At 70.9% G+C, this 14,780-nt stretch carries 12 protein-coding genes; 4 read left to right on the top strand and 8 right to left on the bottom strand.

The features are described from left to right. Positions 1 to 54 precede the first annotated feature (54 nt). Entirely contained in the window at positions 55 to 2,088 is a 2,034-nt protein-coding gene (locus tag M0M48_RS05685) for a protein meaA (protein ID WP_257759313.1), read from the bottom strand. 87 nt (positions 2,089 to 2,175) lie between these two features. Then, a complete protein-coding gene (locus M0M48_RS05680; protein WP_215815299.1) occupies positions 2,176 to 2,526 on the bottom strand; it encodes an STAS domain-containing protein in 351 nt (116 codons plus the stop codon). A gap of 123 nt (positions 2,527 to 2,649) precedes the next feature. Between M0M48_RS05680 and M0M48_RS05675 the strand changes: the two genes are divergently transcribed. From M0M48_RS05675 to M0M48_RS05660, 4 genes are all read left to right on the top strand, one after another. Continuing rightward, entirely contained in the window at positions 2,650 to 3,228 is a 579-nt protein-coding gene (locus tag M0M48_RS05675) for a cob(I)yrinic acid a,c-diamide adenosyltransferase (RefSeq protein WP_215815300.1), read from the top strand. 10 nt (positions 3,229 to 3,238) lie between these two features. Next, positions 3,239 to 3,766 (top strand): hypothetical protein, encoded by a 528-nt coding sequence (locus M0M48_RS05670; RefSeq protein WP_257750400.1) that lies wholly within the window; start codon positions 3,239 to 3,241, stop codon positions 3,764 to 3,766. Continuing rightward, a complete protein-coding gene (locus tag M0M48_RS05665) occupies positions 3,763 to 6,963 on the top strand; it encodes a DEAD/DEAH box helicase (RefSeq protein ID WP_257750399.1) in 3,201 nt (1,066 codons plus the stop codon). The genes M0M48_RS05670 and M0M48_RS05665 overlap by 4 nt, the downstream gene beginning before the upstream one ends. Before the next feature lie 88 nt (positions 6,964 to 7,051). Beyond that, a complete protein-coding gene (locus M0M48_RS05660; protein ID WP_257750398.1) occupies positions 7,052 to 8,425 on the top strand; it encodes a Fic family protein in 1,374 nt (457 codons plus the stop codon). On the opposite strand, the gene M0M48_RS05655 is transcribed toward M0M48_RS05660, so the two are convergent. Genes M0M48_RS05655 through atpA form a run of 6 tightly spaced genes read right to left on the bottom strand, consistent with a single transcriptional unit; the run spans position 8,401 to position 14,764 of the window. Then, complete coding sequence (locus tag M0M48_RS05655; RefSeq protein ID WP_257750397.1) at positions 8,401 to 9,816, bottom strand: MFS transporter; 1,416 nt, start codon at positions 9,814 to 9,816, stop codon at positions 8,401 to 8,403. The two genes, M0M48_RS05660 and M0M48_RS05655, sit on opposite strands and share 25 nt — an antisense overlap. A gap of 10 nt (positions 9,817 to 9,826) precedes the next feature. Then, entirely contained in the window at positions 9,827 to 10,288 is a 462-nt protein-coding gene (locus tag M0M48_RS05650) for a DUF2550 domain-containing protein (RefSeq protein WP_257750396.1), read from the bottom strand. Between the two features lie 7 nt (positions 10,289 to 10,295). Then, entirely contained in the window at positions 10,296 to 10,715 is a 420-nt protein-coding gene (locus M0M48_RS05645; protein WP_257750395.1) for a F0F1 ATP synthase subunit epsilon, read from the bottom strand. A 2-nt stretch (positions 10,716 to 10,717) separates the two neighbouring features. After that, a complete protein-coding gene (gene atpD / locus M0M48_RS05640; protein ID WP_257750394.1) occupies positions 10,718 to 12,172 on the bottom strand; it encodes a F0F1 ATP synthase subunit beta in 1,455 nt (484 codons plus the stop codon). A gap of 33 nt (positions 12,173 to 12,205) precedes the next feature. After that, on the bottom strand, positions 12,206 to 13,123 hold the full coding sequence (locus tag M0M48_RS05635; protein ID WP_257750393.1) for a F0F1 ATP synthase subunit gamma: 918 nt from the start codon (positions 13,121 to 13,123) through the stop codon (positions 12,206 to 12,208). Between the two features lie 3 nt (positions 13,124 to 13,126). After that, on the bottom strand, positions 13,127 to 14,764 hold the full coding sequence (atpA, locus tag M0M48_RS05630) for a F0F1 ATP synthase subunit alpha (protein WP_215815308.1): 1,638 nt from the start codon (positions 14,762 to 14,764) through the stop codon (positions 13,127 to 13,129). Positions 14,765 to 14,780 lie beyond the last annotated feature (16 nt).

The raw sequence follows: 14,780 nt of genomic DNA, 5'->3' as shown, positions 1-14,780 counted from the left end.
CCACTTCAGCCCCACCGGCCCCAGGAAAGCGATGTAACACGTAGTTACATGAACTCACGCGAGCCCGTTGGCCTTGCGGATGACCTCGACGATGCCGCCCATGATCTCGGTGAGCCCGAAGTCCTTGGGCGTGTAGACCGCGGCGACGCCGAGGTCGAGGAGGGCCTTGCCGTCGGAGTCGGGGATGATCCCGCCGACGATGACGGGGACCTCGCCCATGCCGGCGGCCTCGAGGCCGTCGAGGACGGCGGGCACGAGCTCCATGTGCGAGCCGGACAGGATCGAGAGGCCGACGCAGTGGACGTCCTCGGCCACGGCGGCCGCGACGATCTGCTCCGGGGTGAGCCGGATGCCCTGGTAGATGACCTCGAAGCCCGCGTCGCGCGCCCGGACGGCGACCTGCTCGGCGCCGTTGGAGTGCCCGTCGAGGCCCGGCTTGCCGACGAGGAGGCGCAGCCGGCCGCCGAGCTCCTCGCCGGTGGCGCGCACGGCCTCGCGGACGGCGGTCAGCTCGGCGCCCGCGGCGGCCACGCCGACGGCACCGGCCACGCCCGTGGGCGCCCGGAACTCGCCGAAGACCTCGCGCAGCACGCCGGCCCACTCCCCCGTGGTGGCGCCCGCGCGGGCCGCGGCGAGCGTGGCCTGCATGAGGTTCTCACCGGACTTGGCGACCTCGGCGACGTGGGCCAGCGCCTCGGTGACCGCGGTCTCGTCGCGCTGGGCCTTCCAGGCCGCGACGGAGGCCCGGGCGGCCTCGTCGGCCTTGGGGTCCGCGGTCATGATCGCGTCGTCGAGGTTGGCGGTCAGCGGGCTGGGCTCGGTGGTCTCGAACTTGTTGACGCCGACGATGATCTCCTCGCCGTCCTCGATCCGGGCCCGGCGCCGGGCGTGGGAGGAGACCAGCTCGGACTTCATGTAGTCGACCGCGCCCATCGCGCCGCCCATGGCCTGGACCCGGTCCATCTCGGCGCGCGCGCCGGCCTTGAGCTCGGCGACCTTGGCCTCGATGACGTGCGAGCCGTCGAAGATGTCCTCGTACTCGAGCAGGTCCGACTCGAACGCCAGCACCTGCTGCAGCCGCAGCGACCACTGCTGGTCCCACGGACGGGGCAGGCCGAGCGCCTCGTTCCAGGCCGGCAGCTGGACGGCGCGCGCCCGCGCCTTCTTGGACAGCGTCACGCCGAGCATCTCCAGCACGATCCGCTGGACGTTGTTCTCGGGCTGCGCCTCGGTCAGGCCGAGGCTGTTGACCTGGACGCCGTAGCGGAAGCGGCGCATCTTGGCGTCCTGGACGCCGTAGCGCTCCTGGGTGATCTCGTCCCAGAGCTCGGTGAAGGCGCGCATCTTGCACGTCTCTTCGATGAACCGCACGCCGGCGTTGACGAAGAACGAGATCCGGCCGACGACCTTCTCGAAGTCCTCGTCGCTGACCTGGCCGGAGTTCTTGACCTGGTCGAGGACGGCGATCGAGGTGCACAGCGCGTAGGCGAGCTCCTGGGTGGGCGTCGCCCCAGCCTCCTGCAGGTGGTAGCTGCAGATGTTGATCGGGTTCCACTTCGGGATGTAGTTGACCGTGTAGGCGATCATGTCGGCGATCAGCCGCAGGGACGCCTCCGGCGGGAACACGTAGGTCCCGCGCGAGAGGTACTCCTTGATGATGTCGTTCTGGGTGGTGCCCGCGAGGAGCTGGGCGACCTCGGCCGGCTCCATCTCGGGGTTCTGCTCCTCGGCGACCACCTGGTACATCGCGAGCATCCACATCGCGACGGCGTTGATCGTCATCGAGGTGTTCATCTCGATCACGGGGATCTGGTCGAAGAGCTTGCGCATCTCGCCCAGGTGCGGGATCGGTACGCCGACCTTGCCGACCTCGCCGCGCGCCATCGGGCTGTCCGGGTCGTAGCCGGTCTGGGTGACCAGGTCGAAGGCGACCGACAGACCGGTCTGGCCCTTGGCCAGGTTGGTCCGGTACAGCGCGTTGGACGCCTCCGCGGTCGAGTGGCCGGCGTAGGTCCGCATCACCCACGGGCGGTCCTTGGGCTGGGTGGCCTTCTCGGTACCGCGGGCTGCCTCGGGCGTGGTGCTCATAGAGCGAAGACTAGGACGATTGCTACCGCTTGGTAACGGTACGGACGTGTGGGGTACTGCACAGCCCCCACCCCCGGACGGGGGTGCTCAGGCGGGGACCGGCTCGCGCTCGAGCTCGATCAGCCGGATCAGGTGGGTGAGGTGGAGCATCCGGCGCACGGCCGGGCGGGCGCCGCGCAGGACCACGCGGACGCCGTACTGCTGGGCCTGGCGGCTCGCCGCGGCGAGCACCTTGAGCGCGGTGGCGTCGACGGAGCGCACGGCGCTCACGTCGATGATGACCGGGCTGATCCGGTCGATGCCGCAGCGGCGGATGTGGTCGTGGACGGCGGCGCGCAGCTCACCGGTGCTGCGGACGTCCAGATCGCCGCCGAGGAGCAGGACCGGCTCCCCCGGGACGCTCTCGATCCGGACAGGGGTCGACTGTCGCACTCTCATGGTTTCCCTCCCGAGATGTCAGTCGTGTCTCCCACCTGTTACCCACCATGACGCGCCAGCAGTCCGATCGGTTGCACCCCGGACCGACTTTTTTCCGTCGGCCCTCGCGACTACGCTCCGAACATGGTCAACCTGACGCGGATCTACACCCGTACCGGCGACGCCGGAGAGACCCGGCTCGGCGACATGAGCGTCACCACCAAGACCGACCTGCGCCTGCTCGCCTACGCCGACGTCGACGAGGCCAACGCCCACCTCGGCGTCGCCCTCGCCACCGGCGGGCTCGAGGAGGACGTCGTGCGCGTCCTGACCCGCGTCCAGAACGACCTCTTCGACGTGGGCGCCGACCTGTGCACGCCGGTCGTGCCCGACCCGGAGTACCCGCCGCTGCGCATCGAGCAGGACTACGTCGACCGGCTCGAGCGCTGGTGCGACGAGTACAACGAGCACCTGCCCAAGCTGCGCTCCTTCATCCTCAACGGCGGCACCCCCGGCGCCGCGCACCTCCACGTCGCGCGCACCGTGATCCGCCGCGCCGAGCGGGGCGCGTGGGCGGCCTACGAGGTGCACGGCGAGGCGATGAACAAGATCGCGATCACCTACCTCAACCGGCTCTCCGACCTCGTCTTCATCCTCGCCCGGCACGCCAACCGGGCCGAGGGCGACGTGCTCTGGGTGCCGGGCGGGGAGCGCGGCGAGTGAGCAGGCCCCCGTGCAGGTGACCTTCACCAAGCTCACCGGCCGCTACGAGATCGCGGTGGACCGGTCGGCCGGCGCCGCGCTCGCGCCGCGCAACGGGCCCGGTCACGACGACGCGGTGCCGCACGACGTCGCGCACCTGCTCGTCGAGATCGAGGAGGGCCTGCGCGGCGGGGTCTACGGCCGGCTCGCGGCCGCCGACGGCGACGACGGGCTCTTCTGGCCGGTCGACCCCAAGGCCCGCCGGGCCTCGCTCAAGAACCGGCGGACGCCGACGTCCCAGGAGTCCGCCGACATGGCGCGCTCCGAGCGACTCGCCTCGCTCAGCGTGGCGCTGTGGGAGGTCGCCCGCGGGCGGCGCGCGCCCGACCCGGCCTGGCCGGGCAGCATCGAGGCCAGCGGCCTCTCCGGCGAGCTGCTCGACCGGCTCTTCGCGCGCTACGACGACTTCGCCGCGCGCTGGACGGCGCTGGCCCCCGGCGCCTCGATCACGCTGGCCTGGCCGTTCCCCGACGGCACCGGGAAGCGGCGGCGCACGTGAACGTCCTCGCCACGCTGACCGACGAGTTCCTGGGCCGCCACTTCGACCCGGCCACGCTCGACCGCGCCCGCGAGGTGGCCGCGGCGGGCGCCGTACGGCGTCCCGAGATCGGTCAGCTGACCGCCTCCTCGGTGACCGCCACCGCCGAGGTGCAGGGCTCGCGCGACCTGCCCTACCAGGTCCAGCTGCACGCCGAGGCGCCCACCGACGACTACGCCGGCTGGCTGTTCACGGTGTGCACCTGCCCGGTCCGCTCGACCTGCAAGCACGGCGCCGCGCTGGCGCTGACGCTGCGCCAGACGTTCACCCAGCCCGCCGGCGAGGCCACCTGGCGGCGCTCGCTCGAGCGGCTGGTGACCGAGCTCGACAAGCAGCAGGCCGGTCCGGTCGAGCAGGTGCCGCTCGCGCTCGAGATCAGCCTCGAGGAGGGGCGCATCAGCTATCGCTCGGTCGGCCCGGCGATCCGGATCCGGCCGATGCGCCAGGGCAAGAACAAGCCGTGGATCAAGACCGGCGCCGACTGGAGCGACATCGGGCTCGGGTCCGGCGCGGCCGGCTTCCCGCCCGAGCAGGCCGACGCGATCGCCGCGCTGCACGCGCTGTGGTCGGGTCACCGCTCCTACTACTACGCGGGGGTCGCGCCCTCGCTCGACGAGTTCGGCGACCACGTGGTGCGGGCGCTGCGCCACGCCCGCGACGCCGGCGTGACGCTGCTGCCGGCGCGGCCGCTGCGCTCGGTCGCCATCGCCGACGAGCCCGCCGAGGTCGTCGCCGAGCTCACCGACGTCGACGGCGGGACGACGCTGCGCGCGGCCGTCACTCTCGGCGAGCGGACCTGGCGCGGCGACGCCGTCGTACCGATCGGGTCGCCGGCGTCGGTGGTCGGCCTGGTCGAGGACCGCCACCTCGTCCTCGCCGCGACCACCGCGCCCGTGCCGCCCGCGCTGCGCCACCTCGTCGACGGGCCGCCGATCGTCGTACCGCCGGCGGACCTGGCGGCGTTCCGCTCGGCCCTGCCGGGGCTGATGCGCCACCTGCCGGTGCGCGCCGAGGAGTCCGCGGTCGAGCTGCCCGAGCCGCTCGCGCCCACGCTGGTGCTCACCGTGACCTGGCACAGCGCGACCAAGGCGGGGCTCGCCTGGCACTGGCAGTACGGCGACGACGGCCGCGACGGCGGGGAGGCGCGCACCTGCTCGCTGACCAGCCACGACCCGCTCGGCGGCGTGCGCGACCGGGCGGCCGAGCACGCGATCCTCGAGACCGTCTCCCCCGGCCTGCTCAACACCGCCACGATGGCCGACGGCGACGCCCTGGCGCTCGCGATCCACGGTCTGCCGCACCTGCGCACGCTGGCCGGGGTACGGGTGGTCGAGCAGGAGCGGCCCGACTTCCGCGAGGCCGACATCGCGCCCGAGATCCGCTTCGACCTGGTCGAGCCCGCCGACGCCGACGCGGCCGGCGCCACCGACTGGCTCGACCTCGCGGTCACCGTCAGCGTCGACGGTGAGCAGATCCCCCTGCCCGACGTGCTCGCCGCGCTCACCCTCGACCAGGAGTTCCTGGTGCTGCCGAGCGGGCTCTACGTCACCACCGACCGCCCCGAGCTCGCCCGGCTGCGCGAGGTCGTCGACGCCGCCGCCGAGCTGCGCGAGCGCGACGGCGAGCACATCGGCATCGGCCACCACGACCTCGGCCTGTGGGCCCAGCTCGCCGAGACCGGCCTGGTCGACACCCAGGTCGCCGAGTGGGTCCACCGCGCCCACGCGCTGCGCGACCTCACCGACATCCCCCAGCCCACCCCGCGCGGCCTGGTCACCGACCTGCGCAGCTACCAGCGCGAGGGCTTCTGGTGGCTGGCGTTCCTGTGGCAGCACGGGCTCGGCGGGATCCTCGCCGACGACATGGGCCTGGGCAAGACCCTCCAGGTCCTCGCCCTCATCGCCCACGCCCGCACCGAACGGCCCACCGACGCGCCCTTCCTCGTCGTCGCCCCCACCAGCGTGGTGACCGCCTGGGCCTCCGAGGCCGCCCGGCACGCGCCCGGGCTGCGCGTCGGCATCGCCGGACGCCGTACGGACGACGTGGCGGCGCTCGCCCGCGACCACGACATCGTGGTCACCACCTACACGCTGCTCCGGCTCGCCCACGAGCGCTACGCCGGCGTCGCGTGGTCGGGCGTCGTCCTCGACGAGGCCCAGCAGGCCAAGAACCACCAGAGCAAGACCTACCAGGCGGTGCGCACCATCGAGGCGCCGTTCAAGCTCGCCGTCACCGGCACGCCCTTCGAGAACCGGCTGATGGAGCTGTGGTCGCTCCTCTCGATCACCGTCCCCGGCCTCTACCCGTGGCCGCGCGCCTTCGCCGACAAGGTCGTCCGGCCGGTCGAACGCGACGCCGACGCCGCCGTCCTCGACCGCTTCCGGGCCCGGATCAAGCCGTTCCTGCTGCGGCGTACCAAGGAGCTCGTCGCCGACGACCTGCCGCCCAAGCAGGAGCAGGTCCTCGAGGTCGACCTCGACCCCAAGCACCGCAAGATCTACGACACCCACCTGGCCAAGGAGCGCCAGCGGATCCTCGGCCTGGTCGAGGACTTCGACCGCAACCGGGTCGCCATCTTCAGCGCCCTGACCAAGCTCCGCCAGCTCGCCCTCGACCCCGCCCTGGTCGACGCCGAGCACGACAAGGTCGGCTCGGCCAAGCTCGACGTCCTCGTCGACCACCTCGCCGAGATCACCGCCGAGGGCCACCGCGCCCTCGTGTTCAGCCAGTTCACCTCGTTCCTGGGCCGGGTCCGCGCCCGCCTCGACGCGGCCGACATCGTCACGACGTACCTCGACGGGTCCACCCGCGACCGCGGCGCCGTCATCGACGAGTTCCGCTCCGGCGCCGCCCCCGTCTTCCTGATCTCCCTCAAGGCCGGCGGCGTCGGCCTCACCCTCACCGAGGCCGACTACGTCTTCGTCCTCGACCCGTGGTGGAACCCCGCCGCCGAGGCCCAGGCCGTCGACCGCGCCCACCGGATCGGCCAGACCGCCCACGTCCACGTCTACCGCCTCGTCGCCACCGACACGATCGAGGAGAAGGTCATGGAGCTCAAGGCGCGCAAGGCCGAGCTGTTCGCCCAGGTGATCGACGGCGACGGTGCGATGAGCACCGCGATCGGGGCCGACGACATCCGGGGACTGTTCGCCGACTGAGGCGCTCAGCGCACCGCGTAGTCCCGCGCACTCCCAACTTGCTCCAACTTTCTCCAATGCTTGGAACAAAGCGGCTATGCTCCCATCATTGGAACAACTGGGAGACAGCTGGGAGATGCGCCTACCGGCACCCGCGCCCGACGACGGGCCCGATTCCTCGGTCTGGGAGAGCTCCGAGGACTTCGTGCGCGCCCTCATCGACGCCGACACCGACGGGGCTGACACCCGCTATCTGGCCTGGGACGACTTCCGCTTTCGACGTCAGCCGACCGGGCTGACGGTCGAGCAGCAATGGTCGCTGGTGCGGTTCCGCCGACGCGGCACCGCACGTTCGCTGCCTCAACTGGTCGACGAGCACGGACATGCCTTCAGCTACGTGCTGGCCGACGAGGTCCTGCAGCTCATCGATCACATCCGCGGCTCGGCCAGCGGCGAGATCACCATCGGCGACGAGCTCACCAACGCGGGCAGCCGCAACCGCTACATCGTCAGCTCCCTCATCGAGGAGGCGATCACCTCGAGCCAGCTCGAGGGTGCTGCCACCAGCCGCGTGGTCGCCAAGGAGATGCTGACCAGCGGCCGCTCACCCCGAACGCGCGACGAGCGGATGATCGTCAACAACTACCGGGCGATGCAACAGGTCCAGGAGTGGCGCGACGAGGCCATCACCCCCGACCGGGTCCGCGAGATCCACCGCATCGTCACCGAAGGCACCCTCGACGACCCCGCGGCCGCAGGCCGGCTGCAGGCACCCGATGACGACCGGGTCGCCGTCTGGTCTCCTCAGGGCGACCTGCTGCACTCGCCTCCGCCGGCATCCCAGCTACCGGAGCGTCTGGAGCGGCTGTGCCGGTTCGCGAACGGCCCTCGGCCCGCAGAGCCCTACCTGCCGCCGCTCCTGCGGGCAGTCACTGTTCACTTCATGACCGGCTACGACCACTACTTCGAGGACGGCAACGGACGAACCGCACGTGCCCTCTTCTATTGGGTCATGCTGCGCGAAGGGTTCTGGCTCACGGAGTACCTCAGCATCAGCCGCCTCCTCCAGGCGGCGCCGAGCCAGTACGCACGGTCCTACCTGCTGACCGAAGCCGATGACGGCGACCTGACCCACTTCTTCATCTACAACCTGGGCATCGTCCGCCGCGCCATCCAGGCGCTCCACGAGCATCTGGCGCGCAAGTCAGCGGAGCTGAGGCAGGTCAAGGCGGCCATGGACGCGCGGCATGCCGAGTTCAACCATCGCCAGCTCACCGCACTCGAGCACGCCCTCCGCAACCCCGGCGCGGTCTTCACGGTGCACAACCACGCGACGACCCACCACGTCTCGGGCGAGAGCGCCCGCAAGGACCTCACCGATCTCGCGCGTCGCGGCTACCTCGTGCAGCGCAGGGCGAGCAAGCACAACGAGTGGCGGCCTGCGCCCGACCTCGGCGATCAGCTCGACGCGTCGAGCGCCTGAGAACTCTCCGGGTTGCGGATCAGCGCGTACGACAGCGCCCCGCCCGCCGCGAGCAGCGCCGCACACCACACCATGGCCGACCGGTAGCCGTCGGCGAAGGCCGCGGCCGCCTGGTAGTCCTCCCCCGACAGCCCGACCAGCAGCGGCAGCGCCGCGACGGCGAGGAGGGAGCCGGCGCGGGCGACGGCGTTGTTGATGCCGGAGGCGACGCCGGCGTGGTGGTCGGGCGCCGCAGCCAGTACGGCGGCCGTGAGCGGCGCGACGAGCAGCGCCAGGCCCAGCCCGAACACCGTGAGCGGGCCGGCCAGGTCGCGCCAATAGACGACGTCCGCCCCCACCCGCGCCAGCAGCAGCGTGCCCACGGCGCAGAGCAGCGGCCCGACGGTCATGGGCAGGCGCGGGCCGATCCGGGCGGCGAGCGCGCCACCACGGCCGGCCAGCAGGAACATCACGATGGTGATCGGCAGGGTGGCGACGCCGGCGGCGAGCGGGCTGAAGCCCGAGACGGTCTGGAGCTGGAGCACGACGAAGAAGAGCACCCCGCCCAGGGCCGCGTAGGTCAGGAGCGTCATCGCGTTGGCGGCCGAGAACTGCCGGGAGGCGAAGAGGGTGAGCGGCAGCATCGGGTGCCGGCTGCGGCGTTCGTTGAGGCCGAAGAGCAGGGCGGCGGCCAGGCCGATGACCAGGGCGGCGAGGGCGGCGCCGGGCAGGGCGGTCCACTCGATGAGGGCGTAGGTGATCCCGCCGAGGGCCAGCGAGCCGAGCACGGCGCCGCCGACGTCGAAGCCGCGCACGGCGCTCGGGTCGCGGGTCTCGGGGACGGCGCGGGCGGCGAGGAGGGTGAGGGCGGCGAGGGGCAGGTTGATCAGGAACACCCAGCGCCAGCTGGCGCTCTGGACGAGCCAGCCGCCCAGGAACGGGCCGACCGCGGTGGCGACGCTGCCCAGGCCGGACCAGGTACCGATGGCACGGGGCCGGTCCTCGGGGGCGAAGGTGCCCTGGATCATCGCCAGGCTGCCGGGGGTGAGCATCGCGGCCGCGGCGCCCTGGGCCACGCGGGCCGCGATGAGCACCGGGGCGGTCGGGGCCAGGCCGCAGGCCACGGAGGTCAGCGCGAAGCCGATCACGCCGAGCACGAAGATCCGGCGCCGGCCGAAGCGGTCGCCCAGCGAGCCGCCGAGCAGGGTCAGCGAGGCCAGGCTGAGCAGGTAGCCGTTCGAGACCCACTGGAGGTCGCCGAGGCTCGCGTCGAGGTCCTCGCCGATGCGGCGCAGGGCCACGTTGACGACGGTGCTGTCGAGCAGCGCCATCGCGGAGCCGAGCGTTGCGGCGGCCAGGACGATGCGTCCGGTCCGCGACGCCAGCTGGACCTGGGCGCAGGTGGGCTCCACGGCAGCCAGGCTACGACGAGCCGGAGCCCTTGACCCGGTTCCAGTCGGTTCCGGGCGGGCGCGCCTCGAGCCAGGCCTGGAAGCCGGTCAGCGAGGACACGCTCATGGCCAGCTCGACCGGTCCCTGCGGGGACTGGCAGCGGATCACGAGGTGATCGGGGTACAGCGAGGCCTGCTCGGCACCGAGCGGCTCGCGCCGGCCGTCGTACTTGATCTCGTCACGGCGCCACGAACGCTTGGGCTTGCGCGACAGCGTGAAGACCCGGAACCACTCCAGCCGCTCGCCGGAGTACCGGCCCAGGCCCAGCACCCACCCACGCTCCGGCGTGTCCATCCGGTAGCGGTGGCTGAGCTCGAACGTGCCACCGTTGCGGGAGAGCAGACGGCGCCGGACGATGAGTCCGGCGCCGTACAGCACACACAGGAGCAGGAGCGCGCCACACGCGTCGAGCAGCCACTCCCACCACGTCATCTGTGAACTACGAGACCTTCCCGCTTACCTTCTCCGCCGCGCGGATGCGGGCCTCGACGTGCCGGACCCGCTGCTCCGCCTCGTCGCTGGAGTCGAGCAGGCGCCGGGCCTCCTCGAGGTCGACCTGGGCCTGGGACACCTCGATGTCCTCGCCCCGCTCGATCCGCTCCGCGAGGATCGACACCCGGTCGTTGGCGACCGAGAGGAACCCGCCGTCGAGGGCAGCCACCAGCAGCTGGTTGGTGCCCTCGACCTGGACCTCGACGACGGAGGCCGACAGCAGCGACAGGGTCGGCGCGTGCCCACGCAGCACACCGATGTCTCCCTCGAGCGTGCGCGCGATGACCATCGACGCCTCACCGGACCACACGGTCCGGTCGGCGGCGACGAGCTCGACGTGCAGGGTCGAGACTGCGGACTCGGCCATGATCAGAGGCTCTTCTGGATCTCGGCCCAGTTGCGCTCGACGTCGTCGAGACCGCCGCACATGAAGAACGCCTGCTCGGCCACGTGGTCGTACTCACCGTCGGCGATCTTGTTGAACGCCTCGATGGTCTCGGCCACGGGAACGGTCGAGCCCTCGATGCCGGTGAACTGCTTGGCGACGTAGGTGTTCTGCGACAGGAACCGCTGGATACGACGCGCGCGGGAGACGATGATCTTGTCTTCCTCGGAGAGCTCGTCGACACCGAGGATCGCGATGATGTCCTGGAGCTCCTTGTTGCGCTGCAGGATCTGCTTGATGCGGATCGCGCAGTCGTAGTGCGCCTGACCGATGTACTGCGGGTCGAGGATCCGCGAGGTCGAGGTCAGCGGGTCGACGGCCGGGTAGATACCCAGCGACGCGATCTCACGGGAGAGCTCGGTCGTCGCGTCGAGGTGCGCGAAGGTCGCGGCCGGGGCCGGGTCGGTGTAGTCGTCCGCGGGGACGTAGATCGCCTGCATCGAGGTGATCGAGCGACCGCGCGTCGAGGTGATCCGCTCCTGCAGCGTGCCCATCTCGTCAGCCAGGTTGGGCTGGTAGCCCACGGCGGACGGCATGCGGCCGAGCAGGGTCGACACCTCGGAGCCCGCCTGGGTGAACCGGAAGATGTTGTCGATGAACAGCAGCACGTCCTGGCCCTGGACGTCGCGGAAGTACTCCGCCATCGTCAGCGCGGACAGGGCGACGCGAAGACGCGTGCCCGGCGGCTCGTCCATCTGGCCGAAGACCAGGGCGACCTTGTCGAAGACGCCGGCCTCCTGCATCTCGACGATCAGGTCGTTGCCCTCACGGGTGCGCTCGCCGACACCGGCGAACACCGACACACCACCGTGGTTCTTGGCGACACGCGCGATCATCTCCTGGATGAGCACGGTCTTGCCGACGCCGGCACCACCGAACAGACCGATCTTTCCACCGGTCACGTACGGCGCGAGCAGGTCGATGACCTTGATGCCCGTCTCGAACATCTGGGTCTTCGACTCCAGCTGGTCGAAGGCCGGCGCCTTGCGGTGGATACCCCAGCGCTCGTTGACCTCGACGGTCTCGCCCTCGGCGAGGTTGAGGAAGTCACCGGTGGCGTTGAAGACCTTGCCGAGGGTGACGTCGCCGACGGGCACCGAGATGGGGTTGCCCGTGTCGGTGACGCTCTGGCCGCGGACCAGGCCGTCGGTGGGCTTGAGGGAGATGGCGCGGACCATGCCGTCGCCGATGTGCTGGGCCACCTCGAGCGGCAGGACCGAGGTCTCGCCGTCGAGGGTGATCTCAGCCTCGAGCTTGTTGTAGATCTCGGGCATCGCGTCGGTCGGGAACTCGATGTCCACGACCGGGCCGATGACCCGTGCGATCCGACCCACCGAGGCCGCACCGCTGGCGGTGGTCTCTTCAACCGTTGCAGTCATGTCTTACTCCGTTAGGTGTTTTCTCTGGTGGGGTCAGTCGTTCGCGGCGGCCTGGGCATCGGCGAGCGCGTTGACGCCGCCGACGATCTCGCTGATCTCCTGGGTGATGCCCGCCTGGCGCGCCTGGTTGGCGATCCGGGTGAGCTTCTTGATCAGCTCCTCCGCGTTGTCCGTCGCAGCCTTCATCGCCTTCTGGCGGGCGGCGAGCTCGGAAGCGGCCGCCTGCAGCAGGCTGAAGAAGATCCGGCTCTGGACGTACTGCGGCAGCAGTCCGTCGAGCACCTGCTCCGGGGACGGCTCGAACTCGTAGAGCGGCAGCAGCTCGTCGCCCTCGGGGGCCTCCTCGCCCTCGACGACCTCGAGCGGCAGCAGCCGGATCGCGGTCGGCTCCTGGGTGAGCATCGAGCGGAAGCGGGTGTAGACGACGTGGACCTCGTCGACGTCGCCCTCCTCACCCTGCTCCTTGAGGAAGGCCGTGATCAGCGCCGCGCCGATCTCGGCCGCCTTGTCGTAGGTCGGCTGGTCGGAGAAGCCCGTCCAGGCCTGCACGTAGGGGCGACCGCGGAACTTGAAGTACGCCTCGGCCTTGCGACCGGCCAGGAAGAAGTCGATCTCCTTGCCCTCGTCGCGCAGGCGCTCGGTGAGGCGCTCGACCTCCTTGATGACGCTCGAGGAGTAGGCACCCGCCAGACCCCGGTCGCTGGTGATGACCAGGACCGCGGCCCGCTTCGGGTTCTCCTCCTCGCGGGTCAGCGGGTGGTCGACGTTCGAGAACGTCGCCACCGCCGACACCGCGCGGGTCAGCTCACGGGCGTACGGCGCTGCCGCCTGTGCCCGCTGCTGCGCCTTGATGATCCGGGACGCAGCGATGAGCTCCATGGCACGCGTGATCTTCTTCATCGACTCGGTCGACTTGATCCGCGCGCGGTACTCACGCAGCGATACGGCCATGTGTCAGCCCCGCTTCTGCTTGACGATCTGCTCCTGCTCGAGCTCGTCGTCGGCCAGCGCCTCGGCCTCGGGCTCGTGCCCGACCTTGATGCTGCCCCCCTCGGAGGTCTCGAACTGGTTCAGGAAGGAGTCGTACGCGGCGGCGAGGCCGTCCTCGTCCTCGAACTTCTGGGTCTCGCGGATCGCGGCGAGGATGCCCTCGTGCGAGCGGCGCAGGTAGTCGAGGAACTCGCTCTCGAAGCGGAGCACGTCACCGGTGGCGACGGCGTCGAGGCGACCCGACGTACCGAGCCACAGCGAGACGGTCATCTCCTCGAGCGGGTACGGCGAGTAGGCCGGCTGCTTGAGGAGCGCCATCAGCCGCTGACCGCGGGCCAGCTGCTGCTTGGACGCGGCGTCGAGGTCGGAGGCGAACATCGCGAAGGCCTCCATCGCGCGGTACTGCGCGAGGTCGACCTTGAGCGAGCCGGTGACGGCCTTCATCGCCTTGGTCATCGCCGCGCCGCCGACGCGGGAGACGGAGATACCGACGTCGATGGCCGGGCGCTGGTTGGCCGCGAACAGGTCCGACTGCAGGAAGATCTGGCCGTCGGTGATCGAGATGACGTTGGTCGGGATGAACGCCGAGACGTCGTTGGCCTTGGTCTCGATGATCGGCAGACCGGTCATCGAGCCCGCGCCCAGCTCGTCGGAGAGCTTCGCGCAACGCTCGAGCAGCCGCGAGTGCAGGTAGAAGACGTCACCCGGGTAGGCCTCGCGGCCCGGCGGACGACGCAGCAGCAGCGACACGGCGCGGTAGGCCTCGGCCTGCTTGGTCAGGTCGTCGAACACGATGAGGACGTGCTTGCCGGCGTACATCCAGTGCTGGCCGATGGCCGAGCCGGTGTAGGGAGCCAGGTACTTGAAGCCCGCGCTGTCGGACGCCGGAGCCGCCACGATGGTGGTGTACTCCAGCGCGCCGGCCTCCTCGAGGGCGCCACGCACGGAGGCGATGGTCGAGCCCTTCTGGCCGATGGCGACGTAGATGCAGCGGACCTGCTTGGTCGGGTCGCCCGACTCCCAGTTCTGCTTCTGGTTGATGATCGTGTCGATCGCGACCGTGGTCTTGCCGGTGGCGCGGTCGCCGATGATCAGCTGACGCTGGCCACGGCCGATCGGGGTCATCGAGTCGATGGCCTTGATGCCGGTGGCGAGGGGCTCGTGGACCGACTTGCGGGCCATGACGCCGGGCGCCTGGAGCTCGAGGGCGCGGCGGCCCTCGGTGGCGATCTCGCCGAGGCCGTCGATCGGCTTGCCGAGCGGGTCGACCACGCGGCCGAGGTAGCCCTCGCCCACGGGGACCGAGAGGATCTCGCCGGTACGGCGGACCGTCTGGCCCTCCTCGATCTTGTCGAAGTCACCGAGGATGACGACGCCGATCTCGCGGTCCTCGAGGTTCAGCGCGAGGCCGAGGGTGCCGTCCTCGAACTCGAGGAGCTCGTTGGCCATCGCCGAGGGCAGGCCGCTGACGCGGGCGATGCCGTCACCGGCGGAGGCGACGGTGCCGACCTCTTCCTTGCTGGCGGCCGCGGGCTGGTAGTCCGCGACGTACTTGGCGAGGGCGTCGCGGATCTCGTCCGGACGGATGGAGAGTTCCGTCATCTCTGGTGCCTTCTCT

It is taken from the genome of Pimelobacter simplex, assembly GCF_024662235.1.
GTDB lineage: Bacteria > Actinomycetota > Actinomycetes > Propionibacteriales > Nocardioidaceae > Nocardioides.
This window is presented reverse-complemented; position numbering and strand designations above follow the sequence as displayed.